20 protein-coding genes are annotated in these 25,671 nt (G+C 48.8%); 9 read left to right on the top strand and 11 right to left on the bottom strand.

What is annotated here, in order from left to right:
* Nucleotides 1–111: 111 nt before the first annotated feature.
* The 6 genes from Q365_RS0113220 to dctP all read right to left on the bottom strand — a co-directional run bounded on the left by Q365_RS0113220 (nt 112) and on the right by dctP (nt 8,324).
* Nucleotides 112–774, bottom strand: coding sequence for a spondin domain-containing protein (locus Q365_RS0113220; RefSeq protein WP_028023786.1), 663 nt, complete (start codon nt 772–774; stop codon nt 112–114).
* Nucleotides 775–787: 13 nt separating this feature from the next.
* On the bottom strand, nt 788–1,450 hold the full coding sequence (locus Q365_RS0113215; protein ID WP_028023785.1) for a spondin domain-containing protein: 663 nt from the start codon (nt 1,448–1,450) through the stop codon (nt 788–790).
* A gap of 298 nt (nt 1,451–1,748) precedes the next feature.
* Nucleotides 1,749–3,398, bottom strand: coding sequence for a diguanylate cyclase (locus Q365_RS0113210; protein ID WP_028023784.1), 1,650 nt, complete (start codon nt 3,396–3,398; stop codon nt 1,749–1,751).
* Complete coding sequence (locus Q365_RS0113205; protein ID WP_028023783.1) at nt 3,395–3,778, bottom strand: response regulator; 384 nt, start codon at nt 3,776–3,778, stop codon at nt 3,395–3,397. The genes Q365_RS0113210 and Q365_RS0113205 overlap by 4 nt, the downstream gene beginning before the upstream one ends.
* The gene (locus tag Q365_RS0113200) at nt 3,778–6,216 is read right to left on the bottom strand and encodes a PAS domain S-box protein (protein WP_028023782.1); all 2,439 of its coding nucleotides are present in this window, start codon (nt 6,214–6,216) and stop codon (nt 3,778–3,780) included. The genes Q365_RS0113205 and Q365_RS0113200 overlap by 1 nt, the downstream gene beginning before the upstream one ends.
* Entirely contained in the window at nt 6,216–8,324 is a 2,109-nt protein-coding gene (gene dctP / locus Q365_RS0113195; RefSeq protein WP_028023781.1) for a TRAP transporter substrate-binding protein DctP, read from the bottom strand. The genes Q365_RS0113200 and dctP overlap by 1 nt, the downstream gene beginning before the upstream one ends.
* Nucleotides 8,325–8,599: 275 nt before the next feature.
* Between dctP and Q365_RS0113190 the strand changes: the two genes are divergently transcribed.
* Both Q365_RS0113190 and Q365_RS0113185 read left to right on the top strand, forming a co-directional pair.
* Complete coding sequence (locus tag Q365_RS0113190; protein WP_028023780.1) at nt 8,600–9,841, top strand: polyhydroxyalkanoate depolymerase; 1,242 nt, start codon at nt 8,600–8,602, stop codon at nt 9,839–9,841.
* Nucleotides 9,842–9,952: 111 nt separating this feature from the next.
* Nucleotides 9,953–10,516 carry an SRPBCC family protein gene (locus Q365_RS0113185; RefSeq protein WP_245621548.1) on the top strand — a complete coding sequence of 188 codons (564 nt, stop codon included), beginning with the start codon at nt 9,953–9,955 and terminating at the stop codon, nt 10,514–10,516.
* A gap of 98 nt (nt 10,517–10,614) precedes the next feature.
* On the opposite strand, the gene hdhA is transcribed toward Q365_RS0113185, so the two are convergent.
* The 3 genes from hdhA to Q365_RS0113170 form a co-directional block, all read right to left on the bottom strand.
* Nucleotides 10,615–11,382 (bottom strand): 7-alpha-hydroxysteroid dehydrogenase, encoded by a 768-nt coding sequence (gene hdhA, locus Q365_RS0113180; RefSeq protein WP_028023778.1) that lies wholly within the window; start codon nt 11,380–11,382, stop codon nt 10,615–10,617.
* 222 nt (nt 11,383–11,604) lie between these two features.
* Nucleotides 11,605–12,222 carry a bifunctional 4-hydroxy-2-oxoglutarate aldolase/2-dehydro-3-deoxy-phosphogluconate aldolase gene (locus Q365_RS0113175; protein ID WP_028023777.1) on the bottom strand — a complete coding sequence of 206 codons (618 nt, stop codon included), beginning with the start codon at nt 12,220–12,222 and terminating at the stop codon, nt 11,605–11,607.
* A gap of 9 nt (nt 12,223–12,231) precedes the next feature.
* Nucleotides 12,232–13,608, bottom strand: a complete 1,377-nt coding sequence (locus Q365_RS0113170) for a GntP family permease (protein ID WP_028023776.1) — start codon at nt 13,606–13,608, stop codon at nt 12,232–12,234.
* 158 nt (nt 13,609–13,766) lie between these two features.
* Here Q365_RS0113170 and Q365_RS0113165 point away from each other — a divergent pair, with 158 nt between their 5' ends.
* Complete coding sequence (locus Q365_RS0113165; RefSeq protein WP_028023775.1) at nt 13,767–14,288, top strand: gluconokinase; 522 nt, start codon at nt 13,767–13,769, stop codon at nt 14,286–14,288.
* On the top strand, nt 14,285–16,081 hold the full coding sequence (edd, locus tag Q365_RS0113160; RefSeq protein WP_028023774.1) for a phosphogluconate dehydratase: 1,797 nt from the start codon (nt 14,285–14,287) through the stop codon (nt 16,079–16,081). Before Q365_RS0113165 ends, edd begins: the two co-directional genes overlap by 4 nt.
* 136 nt (nt 16,082–16,217) lie before the next feature.
* On the opposite strand, the gene Q365_RS0113155 is transcribed toward edd, so the two are convergent.
* Together Q365_RS0113155 and Q365_RS0113150 are read right to left on the bottom strand one after the other, a co-directional pair.
* Entirely contained in the window at nt 16,218–17,225 is a 1,008-nt protein-coding gene (locus Q365_RS0113155; RefSeq protein ID WP_028023773.1) for a substrate-binding domain-containing protein, read from the bottom strand.
* A 231-nt stretch (nt 17,226–17,456) separates the two neighbouring features.
* On the bottom strand, nt 17,457–18,140 hold the full coding sequence (locus Q365_RS0113150) for a nitroreductase family protein (protein WP_035024978.1): 684 nt from the start codon (nt 18,138–18,140) through the stop codon (nt 17,457–17,459).
* Nucleotides 18,141–18,465: 325 nt separating this feature from the next.
* Between Q365_RS0113150 and Q365_RS0113145 the strand changes: the two genes are divergently transcribed.
* From Q365_RS0113145 to Q365_RS0113120, 5 genes are all read left to right on the top strand, one after another.
* Nucleotides 18,466–19,710, top strand: a complete 1,245-nt coding sequence (locus Q365_RS0113145; protein WP_028023771.1) for an MFS transporter — start codon at nt 18,466–18,468, stop codon at nt 19,708–19,710.
* A 30-nt stretch (nt 19,711–19,740) separates the two neighbouring features.
* A complete protein-coding gene (locus Q365_RS0113140) occupies nt 19,741–20,889 on the top strand; it encodes an acyl-CoA dehydrogenase family protein (RefSeq protein WP_028023770.1) in 1,149 nt (382 codons plus the stop codon).
* A 44-nt stretch (nt 20,890–20,933) separates the two neighbouring features.
* On the top strand, nt 20,934–22,520 hold the full coding sequence (locus Q365_RS0113135; RefSeq protein WP_028023769.1) for an acyl CoA:acetate/3-ketoacid CoA transferase: 1,587 nt from the start codon (nt 20,934–20,936) through the stop codon (nt 22,518–22,520).
* Between the two features lie 290 nt (nt 22,521–22,810).
* A complete protein-coding gene (locus tag Q365_RS0113125; protein WP_028023767.1) occupies nt 22,811–24,445 on the top strand; it encodes a dihydroxyacetone kinase subunit DhaK in 1,635 nt (544 codons plus the stop codon).
* 28 nt (nt 24,446–24,473) lie between these two features.
* The gene (locus tag Q365_RS0113120) at nt 24,474–25,556 is read left to right on the top strand and encodes a glycerol dehydrogenase (protein WP_028023766.1); all 1,083 of its coding nucleotides are present in this window, start codon (nt 24,474–24,476) and stop codon (nt 25,554–25,556) included.
* The last annotated feature ends 115 nt before the right edge of the window (nt 25,557–25,671 follow it).

Raw genomic sequence — 25,671 nt, 5'->3', positions numbered from 1 at the left:
GGGAGCGTCAGGCGCATTGTCTTCATTGACGAAGCGCTAGTGAATCGCGGGCGGCAACCCATCGACTTGGGAGATCGAGTTAATGGGCTGCGTTATCAGCGATGTGACCCATTACCAAACCCGTTGGATGGTTATTTTCGCACCAGGGTTCAGCACGCGATGGCGATAACTCAGAATAGATGTTGATAAACCATCATCTTTCGACAATACGCCGGGATGTATACGAATATGATCCGCATCATCGCGATCAGCATTGAAGCCTTCACCGTTTGCCGCTGGCCCTGGAACAGAAAGTAGCGATTCGCTGTTGGCTTCAGTGCCTGCATCCCAAACTGGTAATGCGAGAGTGATACTCTGACCCGGCTTGAGTTTTCGTAAGTCGATACCGGACTCTGCGACTAGCGCGTCGTTGGTATTGACCAACATTGATGCCACAGACAAGTAGCGCGTTTTTTGGTGGTTCAGTTGCAGAGTGAATGTTTCAGATGCGCCAGGGGCAAGTGGCGCAGCACCTGATACGGTGTCTTCAACAGAGCGACGTTTTGAATACTTCATAACATCACTGTTGTCACCGCTTTCTGCGAGCTTTTCTAAAGCGACAGAAACAGGTTGCCCGACTTCAAATAGTTCGAAATGTTTACGATGGGCTACCAAGGTGACGGGCGACATAGGTTGCGCGTCAGTCAGGTTTTCTACCGTAACCGTGTACTCTTTTTGCAAAGGACAACCCGCCAGTACCAGCGCAGTTAACCCAACGAGAGATAAGCGAAACATAGTGCGCCCTCCCTTAATATACCGTGACGGTGATGATAGCCACTGGGTTTAACCAACGGTGTTGCGTGCTATCGAAGTCGCTGATGCCGCCGGAAGCATTGGTGTCGCCCAGATTCCCTGGGTGAATGTGGATTTTTTCATTGGCCACTTCGGTGTCTACACCTGTCCCATTTGAACCAAAGGTCAGGAAGCCCGGTGTTGGGACGCTGGTAGCCAGTTCATCGTTAGCTTCGGTACCCGCATCATAACCATTGGCTTTGATGACATAAGTGCCTTTCTTGTGTGGGATTTTCCAGCTATCTACGCCAATGAATGCGTCATTGGAAGGCAGAAGCATAGCAGCGATAGACAATACATCTCCATGTTGTGCATAAAGGTTAGTTTGTGCTGTTTCCCCCGGGGCAAGAATGCCACCCGCAGGGTTCGCACTTACCGTCGCGCCGATACTCAATGCGATGTCTTCCAAGCCTGAGATGTCACCACCTTCAGCCATGGCTTCAACGGCTTCAGAGGCTAGCTCGCCAGTTTGAAAAAGTGCGGCATCGTCGTCATGAGCGGCAACAATAAGGGGGGTGAAATAGATGCCGTCAGTCGCGTTAGTAATGCTCACATCGATGTTGGCGGCATTGGCATTAAAAACCGCGCCCATTGCGATGGCTAAAAGTAGTGGTTTCATATTTCGCTCCATGGTGAATGAAAGGCTCAAATACATTGAGTTATTCAAAGCATGGCGTGGAAAAGTTTCGAAATGGTCTCGAACTTCTTGCGAAATTCTCACAGAACAATGTCAAATTCATCAGGTGCGCAGTGAGGCCTGAATGGACGGTGCGTTGAAGAGGCGTTGAAAGAGGGCGCAATCGAAGAGGTTGAGCATGCGCGCGAATTTAAGCAGTAAGGTCAACAACTTGTGAAGTTGCGGTTTGTTGGCGGTAAAGAGGGTAGCGCCCTCTGGGTATATATCCCGTTGCTCTCGTTTAGGCGCTACTTTTCTTGTTTGCATCCAATTCTACGTGTGTCACTACACGGTTACGGCCTTTTTCTTTGGCGATGTAAAGGGATGAATCTGCTGCTTCAATGATAGATTCGATAGCATCAAACTCAGGGAAGGTTGCGACACCTGCACTCAACGTGGCGTAGAACGTCTCCGGGCCGTTTGAGAACGGTGTTTTCGCAAACGTGATCCTAAACTCATCGATAAGGCGCAAGGCGATATCCGCCGGTGTGTCCGGTAAAATAAGCGCAAACTCTTCTCCCCCGTAGCGCGCACAGGTATCGGTTTTTCTGAAACGATAATTCAGCAGGCGTGCCACACCTTTGATGACTTTGTCGCCCACAGGGTGTCCATATCTGTCGTTAATTGATTTGAAGTGATCAATGTCTATCATCACAAAGCTCAACGGTGAGTTGTGACGGCGTGCTCGTGACAATTCTCGTTCAAGTGCAACTTTAAGGTTGGAGTGATTGAGTAGACCAGTAAGGCTGTCTCTGTCCATCAACGCACTTAATTGTCGGAATCGTTTAGCGCGAATGGAAACCGCTTGCGTCAAATGGAGATCGTTTATTGGTTTGGTCAGAAAATCATCGGCTCCCACTTGTAGTGCTTTCATCTGTAGCTTCAGGTCAGTTTCACCCGAAAGGTACACGATAGGCACGTTAGTGTGGGAGGAGTGTTGTCTGATCACACTGGCCGCTTCGACGCCCGAACAATTGGGCATGTATAAGTCCATTAATACCAGATCGGGGCTAAACTCACCAAGCTCGTCGAGGAGGTGCTCGGGGTCATCCACGATCAAGGTTTTCATCCCCGCCCCTTGCAGCACGATAGAATAGTGCTCTGCAAGCATGCGTTCATCTTCAACGATCAGTACGCGATACTGCGCGTTATGGCTCTCCCAAAGTGAGTCAAGCACACTGAGAATGTCATCGTATTCAACCGGCTTGTGAAAAAAGGCAAACGCCCCCGCTTTGGCGGCGAGCAATCGACTGTTCCAACACTCCGTACTACTCAATACCACCAAGGGAATACCGCTGTTTTTTCGCCAAACTTTGGTGACTTTACTCAATAGATCACATTCATTGATATCAACAATCAAGACCGATGGCGCTTCGTTCTTTAATGCTTCTTTTAAGTCATCAGTAGAATCGAATGACAGCACGTCATATTCGAGATACTTGAGTTGGTCGACCATGTCCTGAATGGTTGTGAAATCATCGGCGAGCATATAAACAAGCTGCTTGGTTCGGCCTTGCTCGTGAAGCAGCGTGACTTCACCATAGGTCAGATCTTCTGGAGGCTTAGGGGCGATGCTCGCGATGTCGTCAATGGTGGCAATGAGAGTGTCGATGTCGGCGTTGGGCCAAGGGTTTTCCTGATTCTCCAGAGAAGGTTTGAGCAACACTTCTATGTCGCGGCCTCGTTCGCCTAGGTCAACAAACCCTAATGTTGTTGCAGTGCCCGCTAACTTATGGGCTTCAAGGACGAGTTCATCAAGCTCGCCATGCATTGATTCTTTGTTTGTCTGAATCGTATGCCACAAGGTTTTTATTCTGCTGACACGCTTATTGATGCCTTTGGCAAACTTGGCTTGTTGCTCTTGGAATTTTTTTAATTGCGATGGTCTCATAAGCCTTCCCCTACCATGATGCCTTTGATTTGTTCGGCAAGCATCATTGGGTCAAACGGTTTGCTGATCACGCCAATGGCGCCACAATCGTGGTACGCCTTTACCTCTGAAGGTTGCACCTTAGCGGTCATGAATATGGCAGGCGTTGACGCAAGATGAGGGAGCTTTCTCAAATGCCCCAAGGTCGTCGGGCCATCCATATCAGGCATCATGACATCCAGAAGCAATAAATCTGGGTCTGAAAGCGCCGCTTTCTCTAACGCTTCGTTGCCGCAACAGCACGACAGGAGTACAAACTCATCTCCCTCTAACGCCATTTCAGAGACATCACGAATATCCTCGTCATCTTCAACGTACAGCACAGTAATTGGTTTGTTCATTACATTGCCTTTTGAGGAAAGTTTTTCTTAAGTATAAGACGGACTTCAGATTTGAGTTTGTCGATATTCAAATCTGACACTGTGTGGCGCGATAGGATGTTACTTGGCATCGCAGTATGTGATGCCACTTTGGAGAGCACAATGACAGGAATGGCAAGGTTTGAAAGCGTATTGAAAAAGGGCATGTAACGCGCTTCGCCATTCGCGACATCGCAGATAATCAACTCAAAACGTTGGTGTTCAATTGCTATCTCTGCCGATTTAAGAGATGGCGAACAGGAAATCTCAATGTCATTTTTAAATGCATCGCGCAGTGTTAGCTTTAAGGCTTGGTTATCACCCACATAAAGCAATTGTGGTATCGCGTAGTCGGAGTGAGATACGCGATTATCAAATGCTGCCAAGCGTTTAGCCTCTGATGCATCAATGGGTAGTGTAAAGAAAAACGTCGATCCTTCTCCTAGCACTGAGAAAAAATCAATACTCCCTTTGTGACCATTGATGATCGCTCGGGTAATACTGAGCCCCAGCCCTGTGCCACCCACACGACGCGTCGCAGAGCTGTCAGCTTGCGAGAAACGTTCGAAAATATCGTTATGAAATTCTGCGGGTATCCCTGAGCCCACGTCCGTGACCTCAACACGAAATTCCGTATCGACCCTTAACAGAGTTATGGTGACTTGGCTGTAGGCTGGCGAATACTTGATGGCGTTTGAAAGCAGGTTTGCGATGACTTGTTGAAGTCGACTTGAATCCACATTGATATAGGCATCTTGGATCTCATTGATGTATACCAATGAGACATGGTGCTGTTTTGCATAACCGTCCATGTCGTCAACAGAGCGGCGAATAATGGCATTGAGGTTGTTACGACTGAATTGGAATGTCATTTGTCCTGATTCGAGTTTTTCGATATCAAGAATGTCATTAATGAGTAGGGTTAATCGTTCGCTGTTTCTGAGCGCAATGGTGAGCATTTTTTTGCCTTTGGTTGGAATATCGTCGCCAAATTTTCCTAGCACTAACCCCAGTGAGCCGCGAATTGAAGTGAGTGGCGTGCGAAGCTCATGGCTGACTGTCGCGACAAATTCATTTTTCATGTCTTGCTCTTGTTTTCGAGCGGTAATGTCTCGAATGATGCCGGTGAACATGCGCTTGCCTAGCACGTTCATTTGGCTCACTGACAACTCTGCGGGAAACGTGGAGCCATCTTTGCGCATGGCCACAATTTCACGACCACTACCGATGATTTTTGCCGGTTTACCGCCTAAGTAATTCGCAAGATAGGTGTCGTGTTGGCTGGCAAGCGCTTCAGGCATCAGCAATTTTACGTTTTTCCCGATCACTTCTTCGGCATAGTAGCCAAACAGACCTTCAGCAGCGGGGTTAAACGTAGCAATGTGGCCAGAATCATCAATGGTAATAATGCAGTCAATCACGGTTTCAACGATGGCTGCGAGTTGACTTTGCCCGGACTGGCGTTCGGCTTCGACCGTGAGTTCGTTGCCGTGTCTTATTTGCTCGGTAGCGTGGTTGAATGCATTGGCCAATACCGTCAACTCGGTTGTTGTTTGTGTCAATTCAATGGGGTAGCTGCCTGTGTTCACTTTTTCAGATAAGTGGGCGATTGGCGCCGCCATTCTGCGCCCTAGTTGACGTGCAATTACTGCCATTGGAAACAGTGAAATGAGCGTGAGGATACTAAAACTGGTTAGCCAAGGCGCGATAGCGCTAAGCAAGTAAAAGTAAGACTCTGATAGCATTAGCGAAACGTCGTACTTACTTAACATCATGTCAGAGGGTGGTGTGACGAAGGCCGTTAGACCCATGGTATCTCGGCTCTTATTTTCGAACGTCCATTTACGCTCAAAGGTGAGCGAGTAGTTTTGCGTGACATTTTCAAAAGTAGGTGTGACAAGCGCAGGCAAGGTCACATACGCGATAATACCTCCCTGAACCGCGCCAAAATAAACAATGGGTTCGACAATGTAAAAGGCATTATTTTCTAGTTTTATGTAGCCTTTTCCGGTGACTAACGCTTCGCTGACTAATGAAGGGTAATACCAAGTCGGCGTAGAGGGGGATTTGAAAATATTGCCGGCATAATCGAATACCTGAGCCCCATTTATCGAGTTTGAACGTGTTAGGTCCTCGAGTGCATGCTCAAAGTAGAAATCAGAGCCCTCTGTATCAATTAAACTGTTGATGGAAAGCTGGCTTTGCGCGGTGCGGATAATAGCTTCTCGGTGGTTTTCTAATGTTTGTTCGATGGCTTCTAGACGATTTAGGGCTTGAGTGCTGAGCTCTAAATGAACGTATTTCTGAATTCGGAACAATTCCATAATCGTGGTGGTGCCTACCACGAAGAGAAAAAAGGCAATGAGTAAGACTAAGATGAGTTTCGTGAAACTATCAGCAATGCTCCGATCTTTAATCATTATTGCGTTGGCTCCAGAGGGTGGAGCTTACCATTGTGGTAATGAGTGAAAATGAAATCGTCCGCAGTTAATGCGTCTTGTCGTGTTTCAAATGGGCGCTGGTACGTTTTCATCAGGCCTTTGTGTATATCTGTGTTTTTCATCTCCTGACGAATACGCCCCGTGTCGTTTTTGCCCGCTTTACGTGTTGCTTGGGCGAGCATGTTCATTAAATCGTAAGCATGAGCGGTTCCTGACGGCGCAACGATATCCTCTGCAGATGATGTGAAGTACTTACCATGATACTTGGACACGAGCGACTTAACGTTAGGGGCTTCGTTGTCGATGAACGAAATCGTTTGTAGGACTCTAAGGTCGACTTTTTCCAATGATTTCGCGGCTTTTTGCGCAAATTCTGACCCTGTGATACCCCAGTGAGATATCACCACAGGCGGATTCGGGTGCCTAGATAAAGCGTCGAGAAATTTAGCCCCTTCAATTGCATTGCCAACATAGATGACCGCTTCTGCGCCTTGGTCGACCAGCGATTGCGCTTTGGACTCAAATTCTTTCTCGCCCCAGTCAAACCATTCTAGAGATGTGGGTTGTAACGTAAGGCCTTTCATCACCTCTGACAGACCCTCGTAGTTACTTCTTCCCCAGCCGTTGTTGACTAACATCAACCCGACTTTATCGGAGACCTCTAAAGCGCCTTTGAGAAGAAACCCTGCAGCATATTCGTCTCGCACCGACACGCGAAACACATAGTTGGGATTTTGGCCGCTGTCGACAATCGGTGTCGCTGCCGCCCAAGGTGCTAAAGTCAGTATCTTGTGTTTATGGATTAAATCGAGTTCTGCCAGCATGACTGGGCTGCTGATCCCGCCAAACACGGCAAGCAGATTTGGCAGTGTGGCGAAGGTTTCGATGTTGTCGATCCCCCGAGCAGGGACCATGGAGTTGTCTCTGGTGACCAGTTTTACTGGTTTGCCGAGCAGACCTCCTTGTTCATTGATCTCTTCAAGCGCCAATTCAATGCCACGGCGAATGGCGAGCCCGGAAAGGGCAGCGCTGCCTTGCAGGTCTGCATCTAACGCAACAACGAGCGAGTCGGAATGCGCATTGTCCCAATCTTCACGAGCTTGAAGCACTTGCTCGACTAACACAGTGCCAAATTCCATTCGGTGACGTTCAAGAAGGAGGGGGAAGGCTTTTTCCATTTGTTGACTCAGTGCTGGTGGCGCTGGCATCACGGTCATTTTTTCGTTCACTAATTGGTACGCATCTTCCCGAGCGATATCGACTAACAATTGATGATGTAAGTTGCTGTCCCTAACTGCATCCAACAACTGGGCTCTGACGGCAGGAGGCAGCGACGTTAATGTGTTTGAAGACATCATCATGACGAGTGTAAGAAACCCGTGATTGGTTTCTAAAACGTGTAACCCTTGATTAGGAAGCTTGGCGAGATTGACATAGGTGTTTTCCGTTCCATCGATGGCTTCTTGTGTAAAAGCATCAGGGGCTTGATCGGCCGCAATCGCCACCGTGTTTCCTCCCCACGTGTCGAATTGCTCCCGTATCACGCTGCTTTCCATCGCATCAAAGAGTCGGTATTGAAAATCACCGTAGGATTGAAAAGAAAAACTGCTGACGAGTTGTTTGAACCCGCCGGGCAAAAGTGCAAGCCCTGTCACCCCATGCTCTTCAAGTGACGACAACAATGTTCGTCCGGCGTTGCTTTCGTAAACTCGACGCGCCGCTGCGTGATCATTGAACAGGTAAGGGAGGTCCAAAATCTGCAGGGTCGGTGCGAGGTGTGACAACTTGGACGATGGCGTGATGGCAATATCAAGCTCACCTTGTTGAACTTGCGCAATAAGCTCTCGGTCAAATGTAGACGCCGTCGTCGACACAACGTTTACCGACAGTTTCCCTTGTGTTTTGGTGCTCACTAAATCGGCAAAATAAAGCGCGGTTTGGACTTCTGCATGACCAGATGCACTGGAGAGTGCCAAAGTGAGAGTGGTGGTCTCTGCTTTTTCGGGCGTTAGTGCTTGGGGGTCAGTGTTGCGGTCACAACCCGTCAGCAATAGGGTCGCGATGCCTAGCATTAGCATACGCTTCATTGGTATTCCTTTGGTCTTTCATTGAATTGCTATCAGCCTGTGCACAAATACCGCTTGCACCTTTAGAGATTAGAAATAGAACGAATGTTTCGCCAGTGAGACTTTTCGGGGTTTGACATGGAAGGAGGGAAAATTGGGGCGAGAGTTTGTGAGGTGATGCAAAGACGCAATCCTGCATCATCACATTCTGGTCTAGTCTGTTAAATAAGCGGCCAATTAAGTAATTGGTTAATAGTGGCATTTTGCCACACGCTTTTTAACAGTAGGGGCAAGGTATGCTTTATGAACTCAATGCGACATACATGGAATCCATCAAACCGCTAAACAGTTGGGTGAAGTTTGTCAGAGATTTTAACGCCGCGCCTTGGAACTGTATGCGTGATTTGTCCGTCGTTCGTACGTTTGACGCATCGATGGAGTTGGTGGAGAGATTAACGGATTGCTACGACGAACCGGCTTGGGGGCTCGACCATACGGTGATTAACGGCCAAAGTTTGGCGATTCAATACAATGTTATTGCCAACAAGCCATTTTGTAATTTGCTTCATTTTCGTCGAAGTAAAGCCCAGCCACAACAACCGAAAGTGCTATTTGTCGCCCCGCTTTCTGGTCACTTCGCCACGCTGTTGCGTGGAACGATCAAAGAATTTTTGCCTGATCATGATGTGTATGTGACGGATTGGCAAAATGCCCGCGATGTTCCCGTCAGTGAAGGTGAGTTTCATTTTGATGACTACGTAGACTACTTGATTGAGTTCCTCGAAATGCTGGGGCCGGATACGCATGCCATTGCGGTATGCCAGCCGTGCGTGCCTCTCATGGTCGCCACGGCGTTGATGGCGGAGAAAAACAACCCTGCAACGCCATCAAGCATGACGCTGATGGGCGGGCCAATTGATACGCGCATCAACCCAACGGAAGTGAACGATTACGCCAGCGGAAAAGACTTGGAGTGGTTCGAGTCGAACGTGATTTGTTCTGTGCCTGAACAATACAAAGGGGTGGGGCAGTGGGTGTACCCCGGATTCGTGCAGCTTTCTGGGTTTATGTCGATGAACCTTGATACCCACGTGCAAAAGCACTTCAAGTTCTTTGGCGACTTGGTGAAGGGTGATGGCGATAATGCCGAGTCACACCGACAGTTTTACAATGAGTATTTGGCGGTAATGGATTTGCCCGCTCATTACTATTTGGACACCATTCGTAAAGTGTTCTTAGAACATAAGTTACCTAATAAAACCATGACCTATCGTGGCAAGCTAGTGGATCTGGATTGCATCACAGATACCGCCATTCTCACGATTGAAGGGGAGTTAGACGATATTACAGGACGAGGCCAAACGGCCGCCGCGTTAGAGTTGTGCGGAAAACTGAGAAAATCCAAAAAAATGCATTATGAACAACAGGGCGTGGGTCATTACGGGATTTTTAATGGCAGACGTTATCGCGAAGTCATCGCCCCGAAAATTAAAGGGTTTATCAAGAAACATAATCCCAAACTGGTGCGGGCTGCATAGTCTAGTTGCACACGCTGGCGTGAAAAACACTTTTGCCTGAGGGGCGATTCTGTTCCTTCTCAATCACCGTTATAACAGAAACGGTCTTCGGTATTGAGAAGGAAACGATTCATGCTCAAACAACTCATGCTCAAACAAGTCACGCTAATAAAACTCCCCCTCCTTTTGCTTTCCATTATCAGCTTACTGGGTTCGTCTTTTGTCTACGCACACGGCCCTTCACGGCTCAAAGTTAACGAGTCCATTACCATTAATGCCCCTGCCGACAAAGTATGGAAAGCGGTGGGCGCTTTCGACAGCCTTGCTTGGCTTCCGCCAGTGACCAAGGTAGTGATGGAAAAAGGACCTGCGGATCAGAAAGGGGCTGTGCGCGTCGTGTATGTGGGTGAGCAAAGCGTGACGGAGCAACTGAAAAAGTTAGACAAAGAAGGCATGCTACTGAAATATAAAATCAGCAAAAACAACACTGCACTTCTTCCTGTCACCAATTATCAATCGACCTTAACTGTCAAAGCTGACGGCGATAAAAGCATCGTGACGTGGAAGGCCGGTTTTTACCGCGGTGATCCAAACAACGATCCGCCAGAGAATCTGAATGACGAAACGGCGATTGGTGCGATCGTCGGGTTATACAAGGTGGGCTTAGAGAACCTGAAGGTCATCATGGAGCAGTAATCACTGTCTTCCCAAACGTCAAAGGGGCAATTTCACTCAACCTTGTGCCCCTTGTTATCGGCTTCCTTGCTTCAACGCATCCCTCTTCAAAACAGATATTAACTTAACTCCTGACTGCCACCACCGCTGACGGTGAGCACTTGTCCGCTCACCCAAGCCGCCGCTGGCGAACACAAAAATAGCGCAGCAGAGGCGATATCATCGGTTTTTCCTAATCGGCCTAGTGGCGTGTGTTTCAGCATGGCTTTCTCTATGTCTGGCGTGAGCACTTTTTCTAGCGCCGCAGTGCGAATTGCCCCTGGAGCAATGGCATTCACGCGAATGCCCATCGGCCCTAAATCAAACGCGGTATTACGGGTGAGGTGATTCACTGCCGCTTTTGACGAGCCATAAGACGCCATGTGGCTGTTTTTGTTTTCTCCCGCCATAGAGCTGATGTTTAGCATCGCGCCGCCGCCCGCTTTTTGCATGGCAGGGGCGCAGAGCTGCATTAACCGAAATGGCGCGAAGACATTGAGTTGATATGCCCATTCGAAATCTTGCATGGGCATATCAAACGGTTTAGGGCCGCCTCCGCCCGCGTTATTGGCAAGGATCGACAACTTGCCAAACTCCCGCATGGCAGTGTCTACAAGTGCGATTCGGTCTTCATCTTGGGTGACATTACACACGGTAGCAACCGCGCGACCGCCGCTGGCTTTGATTGCAGAAGCCACATCATTGGCAGCCTGCAAATCTAAGTCGCTCACCACAATCGCCGCGCCTGCATCCGCAAACATTTCAGCGATACGCCGACCAATACCCGCCGCTGCCCCCGTGACAATGGCGACCTGCCCATCAAGGCTGAATTGTTGAATCGCAGACATAGCAAACCCCTCTTGATAATGAATGCAAAGAGCGTAGTTATGGCTGAGTAAATTTGTCGGTTTATTGTTGATACAGCGTGGCGATCAAGCGGGGTTAAGGCAATGACGGCGAGGATGGCAATGACGGCAATGATGGCGAGGATGCATACGGAAATATAAGCGAAAAAAAAGCCGAGCAGGGGGAGCTCGGCTTAGGATGTTATGGGTTTGACTGATTAGCGATTAACGCTCAGAAACCGCTTTTACGAGTGCGGCAATGCCGTCCCAGTCGCCGTTGTCCATCATGTCAGTCGGTACCATCCACGTACCGCCACAAGCAACGACGCTTTTTAGCGCAAGGTACTGATCAACGTTAGTTGGGCTAACGCCGCCTGTTGGCATAAAGCTCACCGGGTAAACCGCGCTTAACGCTTTCAGCATGTTCACGCCGCCAGAAGGCTCTGCAGGGAAGAACTTCAGCGTCTTCAGGCCCATTTCCATGGCTTGCTCAACCAAACTCGGGTTGTTCACACCCGGTACGATTGGCATGTTGCGCTGCTGACAGTACTTCACTGTGGTTGGGTTGAAACCCGGGCTCACGATGAAATCCACACCCGCGTCGATAGCGATGTCGACTTGTTCTGTCGTCAGTACCGTACCTGCACCAATCAGTAGCTCAGGGTAGGCATCACGCATAATACGAATTGATTCTGCTGCTGCTTCGGTGCGGAAAGTGACTTCAGCACATGGCAGGTTGTTTTCTACCAACACTTTTGCCAGAGGCAGAGCGTGAGCGACATCGTTAATCGCAATGACTGGAACGATTTGGATTTCTTTTAGTCGCTGTTCAATCGTTTTCATTATTTACCTCTACAAAATGAAGCTAAGTGTTGCGACGATAATAAATGCGATACCGCCTAACAATGTTTCCATCACGGTCCATGTTTTCAGCGTGGTTTTCTCATCCATGTCGAGTAGACGAGATACCAGCCAAAAGCCTGAATCGTTGAAGTGTGAAAGTACCGTCGCGCCACTCGCAATGGCGATAACGATAAAGCATAAGTCAAGTTCACTTAAGCCTACCGTCGACGCTACCACTGGGGCAATCAGTGCTGCGGTGGTCGTTAGTGCAACGGTTGCCGAGCCTTGAGCCACACGCAGACAGGTTGAGATAACGAATGCGGCCACAATCACGGGCATACCTGTGTCTGTCAGTACGCCTGCCAATGCATCGCCAATACCGCTGGCACGCAATACGCCACCGAACATGCCGCCAGCACCGGTTACCAGTACCACGCCACAGATAGGAGCGAGTGAATCACCACACAGTTTTTCTAGTTTCGCCATGCCGTAGTCTTTGGCAAATATCACCAAACACACCAACAGGGTGATAAGCAGCGCGACGGGCGTTTTGCCTAGCATGCGAAGGAATTCAACCAGCGGTGTTTTACCGTCAATGATCCCAGCAACAGAAAGCGTGTGCAGACCTGTGTCGAGACAGATAAGTACCACAGGCAGCACCAGAATGCTCATTACCGTGGCGAATTTAGGCAATTTAGCTTCATCAACCACGGTGTCGCCGTTGAAGAATGCTTTAGACAAAGGAATATCGAATTTTTTGCCTGCGTACAGACCAAACAGATATGCACCGAAGTACCAAGTCGGGATGGCAACGAGCAGACCCACAACAAGTAGTAGACCGATGTTTGCGCCAAGAAACTCAGCCGCAGCCACAGGGCCTGGGTGTGGCGGAACGAAACCGTGCATCACGGCAAATGCGCCCGCTGATGGCAGTGCGTATTTCAGCGGAGAGCCGCCGAAACGGCTCGCAACACTCAGGATGATAGGCATCATCACCACAAGGCCAGCGTCAAAGAAAATAGGGAAACCAAAGAGCAGTGAGGCAACACCCAGCGCAAACGGGGCTTTGTCTTCGCCAAATCGACCGATCAGCGTGTCCGCAAGAACCTGCGCACCACCGGTGACTTCGAGGATTTTACCAATCATCGCGCCAAGACCGACAAGCAGCGCAACGGAAGCCAATGTGCCACCGAAACCACCCATCATGGTCGGCACCACTTGTTCTGACGCAACGCCTGTCGCAATCGCGGTGGCCAAGCTGACAATGGTCAGAGAGACAAACGCGTGCACTTTTAATTTAATGATCAATACCAACAGTGCCGCGATAGCGAAAACGGCAATGGTTAACAAAAACGTAGGATCTGAGGGCTGAACTAACTGCTCCATAGTGACACCTTATCTAGCATTGTTATTGTTTGTGTGTGAGTTCACATTTGTTTACGTTACCGGTAACATGTTACCGATAACATTCGTAAGATAAACCCATATTTCAAAGTGAATTCCAAAATTGAGAGCACGCGCAAATTTGGTAAAGAGGATTAGTCATGGCTGGAAGTAGTGTCATCGTTATGGGCGTTTGTGCCAGTGGAAAAACCACCATTGGAGAGTTACTCGCTAAACGGCTTGATCGCAAATTCATCGATGGGGACGATCTCCATCCACGTGCCAATATTCAAAAAATGTCATCAGGTGAACCCCTCAATGATGATGACCGCATGCCATGGCTAGAGCGTATTCGCGATGCGGCTTACAGCCTAGAAAGTAAGAATGAACACGGTGTGATCGTGTGTTCAGCATTGAAGAAAAAGTACCGCGACCAGATCCGCGAAGGCAACCAAAACGTGACCTTCTTGTTTTTAGATGGCGATATGGAATTGATCATGAAACGCATGCGTGCCCGCAAAGGCCACTTTATGAAAGAAAACATGGTGAAAAGCCAGTTTGAAACGCTTGATCGTCCTGATAACGAGCCACAAACTATTATTGTGAGCATTGATTGCGACATCAACACCGTGGTTGATCGCGCCGCTGAAGCCATGCTGGACGTGCGCGAGGTCGTCGTATGATTCATTCCATCGTCAAACAAGTCACCGAGCGTTTGATTGAACGCAGCCGCGCCACTCGCGATGTGTTCCTTGCTCACACTCAAGCGCAAGCCGATGCCGGAAAAGGTCGCAATCAGCTTTCTTGCGGCAACTTGGCGCATGCCGTAGCGGCGTCTTGTGCGTCTGAGAAGAAATCGATTCTCGATCTCACCCGCGCTAACGTGGCGCTTATCAGTGCTTACAATGACATGTTAAGCGCGCACCAGCCTTACAAGGATTACCCAGACCAAATTAAACAAACGCTGGCGCTGCAAGGACACACGGCGCAAGTCGCGGGCTGCGTGCCTGCCATGTGTGATGGCGTGACCCAAGGTCAGCCGGGCATGGACATGTCGTTGTTCTCTCGTGATCTGATTGCGCAGTCCACTGCGCTGTCACTGAGTCACAATAGCTACGACGCCACGCTGTTGCTGGGCATCTGTGACAAAATCGCCCCAGGACAGTTGATGGGCGCATTGGCTTATGCTCACCTGCCGACCGCGTTCGTACCTGCAGGTTTGATGGCGACAGGGATCAGCAACGAAGAAAAAGTGGATGTACGCCAACGTTACGCGGCAGGCGAAGTAGGCAAAGAAGCGTTGCTAGACATGGAATGCAGCGCTTATCACGCGCCGGGCACATGCACCTTCTACGGCACTGCCAATACCAACCAGCTCGTGTTTGAAGCGATGGGCTTGATGCTACCGGGTTCTGCGTTCATTCACCCGCATTCCGCCATGCGCACGGCATTAACCGATCATGCCGCATCTAAAATCGCGGCTATGACCAAAGATTCTGCGCAGTACCGCCCGCTTTCAGACGTTGTGACCGAGAAGAGCCTGATCAACGGCGTGGTCGCGCTATTGGCATCCGGTGGCAGCACCAACCACACCATTCACATGCTGGCTGTCGCGCGTGCGGCGGGCATCATGCTGACGTGGCAAGACATTAGCGATTTGTCAGACGTGGTTCCGCTACTCGCCAAGGTATACCCGAATGGCCCAGCCGACATGAATGCGTTCCAACAAGCGGGCGGCGTGCCAGCATTGATGCATCGCCTTCACGAAGCACAATTGGTGCATTCTGATGTGTTGCCAGCATTTGGTTCTTTCGACGATCAACTGTCATTGCCAATCCTAAATGACGGCAAACTGAGCTGGCAGGCGTGCAATGGTTCAATTGATGGGTCGGTTATCGCGGCGAGCGGTGAAGTGTTTGAAAGCACAGGCGGCACACGCGTTCTGGATGGCAACCTTGGTCGCGCAGTGGTTAAAGTCTCTGCGCTTAAATCTGATCAGCGCATCATTCAAGCGCCAGCGGCTGTGTTCCGTTGCCAGCACGAAGTAGAAGCGGCCTATAAGCGCGGCGAGCTGAACAAAGATTGCATCGTGGTGTTAACGCACAATGGCCCTGCAGCGAACGGCATGCCTGAACTGCATAAACTGATGCCAATTTTGGGCAACGTGCAAAAAGCCGGTTTTAACGTGGCATTAGTCACTGATGGTCGCTTGTCGGGCGCATCGGGCAAAGTACCGTCAGCCATTCATGTTTCACCGGAAGCCATTCGCGGCGGCGCGATTGGTTTGGTGCATGAAGGGGATATGATCTCTGTGAACTGCGAGACGGGTGAGCTTAACAACTTGGCGGACACTCAAGGCAGAGAGCAAATCGTGCTGGACACTGAAGCGCTGCAACAAACGTGGGGACGCAACATGTTTAAAGTGATGCGCCAAAGCGTGACCAGTGCTGAAGAAGGCGCGAGCTTTATTCTCTGACCCTCAACGCATCAGGAATACAAATCATCGATGCAAACAAAGAAGGGCAGCCGTTTGGCTGCCCTTTGATTTTTTGTCACTAAGCTGCTAGTAACTAAGCAGCTAGTCACCAAGCAGCTAGTCACTGAGCCGCTGGCTAGTGGCTGCCGCCGTGGCTGATTTTATAGCCCAAGTCGACAATCTTGTTTTCAATCTCATCGCCTCTTAGCCTTGCCAGTAACAGCTCCGCACTTTTTTCACCAATCTTAAAGCGAGGAGTGTCCACGCTGGTCAATTTCGGCTGTACGGTTTGGCCAATATCTAACGCGTTGTACCCCACAATCGATAACTGCGCTGGCACATTTAGCCCGCGTTGTTGCGCGCTGAGCAAAGTGCCAATGGCGATATCATCGTTAGTACAAAATACCCCATCCAAATCAGGGTGCAGCTCAAACGCGCGAGTGAGCAGATCCGCAGCCAACGAATAGCTGGAGTGGTCGCCAGTCAGAATATGCTTTGGCGTTAAGCCGGCATCATTCATTGCCTTGTCATAGCCTTCCATTCGCAACCGAGTACGAGTATCAAGACGCGCACCAAAGTAAGCAATAGAGCGCTTACCAGATGCAATCATGCGATTGACCACATCATATGAAGCGGCAATATGGTCAAGACCAACGGCCATATCGATCGGGTTAGTCGGCAGCTCCATGGTTTCCACCACAGGGATCCCAGCATTCTCGATCATTTGCAGCGTTTTCGGTGTGTGGTGACTCTCCGTTAAGATCAGCCCATCCACTTGATAGGAAAGAAGCGAGGCAATTTTTTGCTCCTCTTCTTCCTCGTCATAACTAAAGTGCGCCAGCAAGGTTTCATAGCCATGTGCTTTCGTCACAGACTCGATACCTTGAACAAAAGAGGCGAAAATTTGGTTAGACAGTGAGGGAAGCAAAATGCCAATGGCACGACTGGACGATTTCGACAGCATCGCCGGTGCTTTGTTTTCAATGTAGCCAAGCTCTTCAATCGCTTGGGCTATTTTTTCGCGGGTTTTCGCCGCGACAGTGTCAGGATTTCGAAGGTAACGAGAGACCGTCATCTTCGTGATACCAATGGTATCTGCTACATCTTGAAGCGTAGCGCGCTGTTTTTTATTGTTTTTAGACATATAGTTAAGCCAACTTCCAATGTTACGGTAACATTATTGGTGATATGTCTCAGATGTACAAGTGGTTAACGTAGCGTTATGGATATTAAAGGGCGATCACCGAGAAAGTTATTCTCTACGCCCCAATATTGAGAGGATTTTGCTGACTTTATAGTTCACGTAGAACCTGAACGCTTCTATTGAGCGAAAAGCGAACAGGGCTTTTTATGCACCAATGCGTAAGTATAGAGATTAGTGCTCAATGACGACGTCAGTCAGGTCAACACGAAGTCGAGGACCGTAGACGCCTTCCGGCAAGCGTTTACCGCAGCTAACTACCATACAAATATCAGCTTCTTTTGGTAAGCCTAATAAATCTTTCAGGTGGTCTTCATCAAAGCCTTCCATTGGGCAGGAGTCATACCCAGCTTCAGAAAGGGCATACATGAATGTCATGGCAGCAAGTGCAGCACTCTTGTTCAAAATGACGCGAACATCTTCTTTACGCTGACGTTCACCTTCCTCTCCCGACAAGCCTTTGTATTCGACCATGCCTTCGCCGTTGTATAGAAACGGCATGTCTTTTTCGTAGTATGCAAATACGTGCTCAGGGGTGTTAGGTTTGGATGCAAATGCATTTCGAATGACTTTCGCGTTCATGTCAGCGCGTGCTTTCCATTTTTGCGGAGTTGTTACAAATGCCACCAATTCGTTGGCGGTTTTCGCCGCATTTTGTCCTAGGCAAGCCGCCTTCATTTTTTCTAGCATTTCAGGGCTTCTTACACGGTGGAATTCCCACATCTGCATGTTTGAGCTGTTTGGTGCCAATGTAGCAAGCTCAAGTGCTTCTGCGATGACTTGAGGGTCAAAGTTAAACTCTGGATCGTACTTACGAATAGCGCGACGATAGTTGACGATGTCTGAAAAGGTCTTCATTCCATATTCCTTTATTCAAATTGTTATTTGAGAACGAGTCAAAATGTATCAGTTTGAAGTGTTCAAAATGAAAACTTTTTGTTGGTTTCAAAAGTGAAACGCCTCAGTCATGCTGACTGTTCAAAATGACCGTTTTTGGCACGATTAAATCGAAAAACAAGACTTGGATCACCCGTCTAATTCCCCTTTTTTCCTTGTTGATATCCTTTTGAGTATCTAATCAAATATTGGATTTTCATTTTGAATTATTCCTTATAAAAATTATGACGTTCCACAATGATGCTTTTCATCAGACGAATGTTCGTTTAACCAAGGAAACTTCAAAATGAAAAGTGAAGCAAAAATTCCGGCGCGAGGCTGGGGGATTGTGTGGATCGCATGGCTTGCCTTTATGGTCGCAAACCTTTCGAATTTTGCGTTCGGTGTGATCTTGCCTGATATGAGAAATGATGTTGGATTCGGTTTAGAGATGGCGGGTTGGTTGAGCGCTATCGCATGGCTCGGTAAAGGCTTGCTGACCATCCCTATCATTTGCTTCATTAGCAAGGGTAAACCTAAAACAGTTCTTTTCAGCATCTTCGTTATTCTCGGCGTCGGTATGTTAATTCAAGGACTAGCAACTAACGTCACCATGCTCTTCGTTGGTCGTCTTTTCGTAATGGGTGTTGCCGCAGGTATCGTTTCTGTGCTGGTGGTTTTCAAGATCCAATGGATCCCGAAAGAAAAGCTGGGTTCTATCAATGGCATTGAAATGTTCACAGGCCCTGCAGGGCAAATGCTTGGTACTGCTGCATTCCCGATGTTTCTGGCGATGATGTCAGGCTGGCGTGAAGTGATGATTGTGATGGGTATCTTCGCCCTGATTCTGGCGGCCGCTTGGCTGTTCATAGCAAAAGATAATTCAGCGAATGAACAACAAACCTACGAAAAGGTTCCAGTACTCCAACCACTAAAAGAAGCATTGCAGTACAAAAATACGTGGATTCTGGCTCTGGCTTGGCCAATGACATCTCTCACATGGATTGCGGTTTATACCTTTTGGCCAACCTATGCAGTAGAAAGTCTGAACTTATCAATTACAGAAGCAGGCATGGTCTTAGGTCTGCTGCCGATTGGCTCAGCGATTGCGTGTCTTGTCTCTCCGGTCATGGCGCAGAAGTGGGGCTACGATAAACCGCTTATCGTTGCATCGGGTGTGGTGCTACCTATCGCTTACTACAGCCTGATGTTGACCAATAACGTGTTGCTACTGTCCGCCGCGACCTTCATCGCAGGTTACGCCGCGTATAACTTCGTACCGCTGGCTTTCACCACGCTATACAAAACCGACATGTCACCACGTGCAGTGTCTATGGGTACTGGCTTTATCTTCTCGTTAGTTGGCCTTGGCGGTGCGGCTGGTGGTGCTCTGACGGGTTGGTTAGGCATGCAATATGGCCTAGAAACTGCCCTGTCTCTGACTTGCATTACTCCTGGATTCTTCGCTGTTCTCACTATGTTCTTGACCGAAACCGGTTGGAAAGCAGAGCAGAAGAAACAGCCACAAATATTAGAACAAGAACACGCTTAATTACTTATTCCAATAGACGGAAGCTAAGAGATGAACTTTCTACTCGATCAAGAACATCAAGCAATTTTCGAAAAAGCAAAAGCTTACAGCCTTGAGTGTTTGGCACCCATCGCACTGCAGTTAGAGTCAGACGAAGATTTGCTCAACGCAAAAATGAAAGAGATGGCAGAGCATGGTTTCTACGGTTTAGGCATCCCAACTGAGATGGGCGGAAAAGGTTATAACTATCTGCAAATGTCTCTGGTTTACGAAGGTCTGGCTCACGGCAGTGGCATCATGTCTTTCCTGCTCCAGCTTCAAAACAACATCAACATGGAAATTGCGACCTTCTACGAAGGTATCGATCCGGAAATTCTGAAAGTTGTGCCGGACCTTGCTTGCGGTAACAAAACTACGGCATTCGCTCTGACTGAAAGTGCATCGGGCTGCGATCCTTCAGCAACCAATGCGTACGCGGAGTTAGACGGCGATGTTTATCGCATTCATGGCACCAAAGATTGGATCACCAATGCGAAAGGCGCTGACTACTTCAACGTGATGGTGAAAGACGGCAAAGACAACAAAAACATGATCATGTTGTTTGTGCCCGCTGATACCAAAGGTTTGCGCTACTTCGAGAACCGCCAACGCATGATTGGTAACGGTATGTTCGTGGGGGGATTGGAGTTCGACAACTGTGTGGTGCCAAAAGCTAACCTACTTTCCGCCGATGGCTTCAAAGAAGCGCTCAAGGCTATTGACGTAGCCCGCGTGTTTACGCCAGCGATTGCGATTGGTGTCGCCCAGCATGCCGTTGACTCGGTATGTGAATATTTAGGCCAACGTGAATCATTTGGTAAGCCCATCCTGACCAACCAAGGCGTTCAATGGCAACTGGCTGAAATGGCAACAAAAATCGAAGCAGCTCGCTGTCTTCTATACAAAACGGCTGCCGTGATGGATAGCGGTGAACCAGTCGCTCTGACTGCTGCCATGAACAAACTGTTCGCAACCGATGTTGCCATGGAAGTGACGGTGAAATGTGCTCAACTTTTCGGTGCCGAAGGGTTCATGAAAGACGCACCAATCGGACGAGCTATGGCTGTTGCGAAGATGCTGCAAATTGTTGATGGCACCTCTGAAATTCAAAAAATCGTTGTGGGTCGCGGCATTGCTCGCCAGTACCTACCACGCCGTTAATTAACTGATTCTCTGAAAGAAGTATTACCAGAAGGAATTCTAAAATGTCTGTACAAAATAACAAAATAATGGACGTAAAAGACGCAATCAATTTGATTAAAACTGGCGATTGCGTTGCGATTAACGGCTTCGGTTCTCTGTGCTACCCAGAAAAAGTAACCAAAGCGCTCGGCGAGAAATTTTTAGAACAAGGCCAACCCCGTGACCTGAGCTACTACTTCGGTGCCGGTCTGGGTGAGTCTCAAGAAGGTCGCTTGATCGACGGTATCTCTCACGAAGGCATGGTGCGTCGTGTAGTTGCTTCTCACTTCATTAAAATGCTGGGTCTGAAAAAGCTTGCAGCTGAAAACAAAATCGAAGCGTACAACCTTCCTTACGGTCCAATCAGTCATAGTTTTCGCGCCGCTGCAGCAAATCAGCCTGGTGTATTAACCAAAGTTGGTCTGAAAACCTTCGTCGATCCTCGCAACAGCCGCGGTGCACTTAACGAACGTTCAACAGACACTCTGGCTGAGTTGATGGTTATCGACGGTGAAGAATACTTGTTCTACAAATCTCCAAAAGTAGATGTGGCGATTATTCGCGGTACGACTGTTGATGTTAATGGCAACGTGTCATTCGAGCATGAAGCTTTCTACCTTGACCCATACAGCACCGCTATGGCAGCGAAAGCGAATGGCGGCAAGGTTATCGTTCAGGTTGAGCGCGTGTCGGCAACGGCCTCTCACCCACGTACGGTAAAACTGCCAGCTGCAATTATTGACGCCATCGTAGTCGATGAAGAGCAAATGCAAACCATGATCGAAAAATACGAACCGGCCTACACCGGCGAGTTCGTAATGTCGAAGGAAGGTATTAAGGATAAGCATGAAACCATCGCACAACTGACTTCGGGCAGTGGTAAGAAACCGCGTGAACTGTTGCACAAAGTTATCGCACGACGTGCGGCAATGGAGCTGTGTGATGGTGCAGTGGTTAACCTCGGCATTGGTGTACCTGAGTTAGTACCAGGAGCAGCTCGTGAAGTGGGCGCATCTGACAACATGTACTTAACGATTGAAGCAGGCTTGATTGGCGGAACTCCGGTTGGTGGCTTGAGCTTTGGCGCAGTGCTGAACCCTGAAATGTGCCAAGACACTGCGAGCCAGTTCGATCTTTACGATAGTGGTATGTTGGATATTACCTTCGTTGGCGCTATGCAGGTCGATGGCTCAGGTAACGTCAACGTGAGCCGCGCTGGTGACAAAATCATCGGTGTAGGTGGCTTCGTGAATCTAACTGCGAGCGCGAAGAAAGCGGTGTTCTGCTTCCCATTCTCTGGCGGTGGCCTGAAAACGGAAATTGCGGATGGAAAACTGACTATCCATCAAGAAGGCATTTATCCGAAGTTCGTATCAGAAGTGGATGAGATTTCTGCAAGTGGTGACTTCCGTGCAGAGCAAGGCGGCGTGACAATCTACGTGACAGAGCGTTGCGTATTCGAGCGTAACCGTGATGGCATGATGCTGATTGAAATCGCACCAGGTGTAGACATGCAGCGTGACGTTCTTGACCAACTGCCATTCACACCGATTATTTCTCCTGCACTAAAAGAGATGGATGCGCGCTTCTTCAACGAGCACGTTGAGTAATAAGAACCCCCGGCTTCTATGAGGAGCCGGGAACCCTTTTCATCATGCTGCATCGACACATTGCCCACAACGACAAGGCCCAGAAGCAGCTCGGTGAGGTATAGGCGAATGAAAGGCGACTGTTGCTACGAGATGGCGAAAGACATTTTTGTTTGTCATCTGGGAATGAGTGAGGGAGAAGCTGAAGCACAACTGGCGCATATTTTCGAGCGTCCTAGTTCTGGTTCAACAACTCCATCCAACCCTGAACATAAACTTACGAACTATTTAGATAATAAAAAGGTGTAATCGTGGCTGAACTAATTATCAACAAGAAAGAATCGTGGGTGTCGGACTCCATTGACGGCACGCTTTACACGCAACGTTTAGGCAACTTGATCAAGCTCGATTTTAATAACGACATCAAAGTCATTGCGCGCAATGACTGGAACAAAGACAAAGTCGCAATCATTTGTGGTGGCGGTTCTGGCCATGAGCCAGCACATGCCGGGTTTGTCGGTAAAGGTATGCTTACTGCTGCAGTTTGTGGTGATTTATTTGCGGCACCAAGCGTTGACGCTGTGCTTAACGCCATTGTTCATGTGACGGGCGATAAAGGCTGTCTGGTTATTATCAAAAACTACACTGGTGACCGGCTGAATTTTGGTCTTGCGTGTGAGAAAGCCAAAGAGATGGGCTACGACGTCGAACTGGTTATCGTAAACGATGATATTTCCATTCCAAACAATCCAAAACCACGCGGCATTGCGGGCACCTTATTCGTGCACAAAGTGGCAGGTCATGCCGCAGAACAAGGCGCATCGTTGGCAGACGTAAAAGTGGCAGCGCAAAAAGCGATAGATAACACCGCAAGTATCGGCATCGCTTTGACTAGTTGCTCGTTACCGGGTGACACCAGCGAAAGCCGTATTGCACATGGAAAAGCAGAACTAGGCCTCGGCATTCACGGTGAAGCAGGGATTGAAACCATTGATGTGGCGGAGTGCCAAGAGTTTGTGGCACTGATGTCAGAAAAACTTCTCGAAGCGCGCCCAAGTGAGAAGCACGCTGTGTTGATCAATAATCTGGGGGGCCTTTCTCCTATAGAGATGAACGTGGTTGCGAAAGCAGTGGTGGAGTCCAAGCTGGGTGAAGGTTTGGAATTTGTTGTTGGCCCCGCAGCACTGATGACGGCTATCGATATGAAAGGTTTTTCGTTGTCGTTGCTGCGTCTGGACGAAGAAACACGTTCTGCATTGCAATCTGACACAGCGACCGAAGCGTGGCCGGGCGTTATTGCTAAACGTGAATGTCCTGTTGTTCAGTGTGAAAACAAAGCAGTGAAAATTGAATACACCCCAAGCCAGAACGATGCAGTTGCAGCAGCGATTCGCACTGTTTGTGGCACTCTTATCGATTTGGAATCTGAGCTAAACCGTTTGGATGCCATCGTGGGTGACGGCGATACAGGTTCAACGTTTTCCGCAGGTGCCCGCAAAGTGTTGGCAGAATTAGATGCCAACAACCTGCCTCTGGGCGAACCATCGGTGCTATTGAACGTTATTGGCGAAAAGCTTACCACCGTGATGGGTGGCTCCTCTGGTGTATTGCTGTCCATCTTCTTTACCGCTGCAGGAAGTTACTTGTCTTCAAGCGACGATCTTGTTGCTGCCCTACAAAATGGTCTGGTTCGCATGATGCAGTATGGCGGCGCGAAGCCGGGTGATCGCACCATGATTGATGCATTGTACCCAGCATTCAATGCATGGGCAGAGCAAGGTTTGGAAAGTGGCACAAACGCCGCTCGTGAAGGTGCAGAATCAACGTCTACCATGCTGAAAGCCAACGCGGGTCGCTCGTCTTACCTTAATAGCGACAGCCTGAACGGTACCAAAGATCCTGGTGCATACGCAGTGGAATGTGTATTCGCTTCATTGACTAAATAACACGAATTAAGAATAGGAAAAGTCATTCATGGACAAAATTATTATCTCTCCAAGTAAATACATTCAAGGCGAAGGTGCGTTGGGAAATATTGGCAAATATGTGTCTACCTTTGGTAGCAAACCTTTTGCCATTGCCGATGACTTCGTTATGGGACTAACGCAAGATACGGTAGCTACCAGTTTTGCTGCCAGCGAAATTCCTGCGACGTTTGAATGCTTCAATGGAGAATGTTCACGTCCTGAAATCGATCGGCTATTGGCGTTGGCTGAAGGCGTGGAAGCGGATGTGATTATCGGTATTGGTGGCGGTAAAACGCTGGATACAGCTAAAGCTATCGCATTCTATGCAAAGCGTCCTGTAGTAGTGGTACCAACCATCGCATCAACTGACGCACCAACTTCTGCACTCGCTGTTATCTATACCCCAGAAGGAGAGTTTGCAGAATACCTGTTGTTCCCTGCTAACCCGAACATGGTGATCATGGATACGGCCATTATTGCAAAAGCGCCAGCTCGCCTTCTTGTGGCAGGTATGGGCGATGCGCTTTCAACTTGGTTTGAAGCGCGAGCCAACATGATTTCAGGTAAATCGACGATGGCTGGTGGAGCACCAACACGCTCAGCGCAAGCATTGGCAAAACTGTGTTACGAAACCTTGTTGGCTGATGGTTTAAAAGCAAAGGTAGCTGTTGAAAATGGTGTGTCGACCAAAGCGGTAGAAAACATCATTGAAGCGAATACGTATCTGAGTGGTATTGGCTTTGAATCAAGTGGGCTTGCTGGTGCGCATGCGATCCACAATGGCTTAACAAAACTAGATGAATGTCACCACTTATTGCACGGTGAAAAAGTGGCATTCGGTACACTGGTGCAGTTGGTTCTGGAAAATGCTGATTACGAAGAGATCCAGACCGTAATTGGTTTCTGCCGCAGTGTTGGTTTGCCAACAAACCTGCACCAAATGGGTGTGAAAGAGCTGAACAATGAGAAGCTAATGGACGTGGCACACGCGTCTTGCGCGGAAGGCGAAACCATCCACAACATGCCTTTTCCTGTCACTGCAGAAAAAGTCTTTGCGGCTATCCTGACCGCTCATCAGTTAGGTCAGTAATTTACTGACCAATAAAGAAAAACCTCGGCTTGGCAACGTTTTGCCGAGGTTTTTGATTCTGGTCAATCAAGGTGTATTTAGCTTGCCCTGACATCTCAATACTGGATGAAAGAGA

The sequence above is a fragment of the Enterovibrio calviensis DSM 14347 genome, assembly GCF_000621165.1.
Taxonomy (GTDB): Bacteria; Pseudomonadota; Gammaproteobacteria; order Enterobacterales; family Vibrionaceae; genus Enterovibrio; species Enterovibrio calviensis.
Note: the sequence above shows the minus strand (reverse complement) of the source record. Positions and strands in the feature narration are given on the sequence as shown.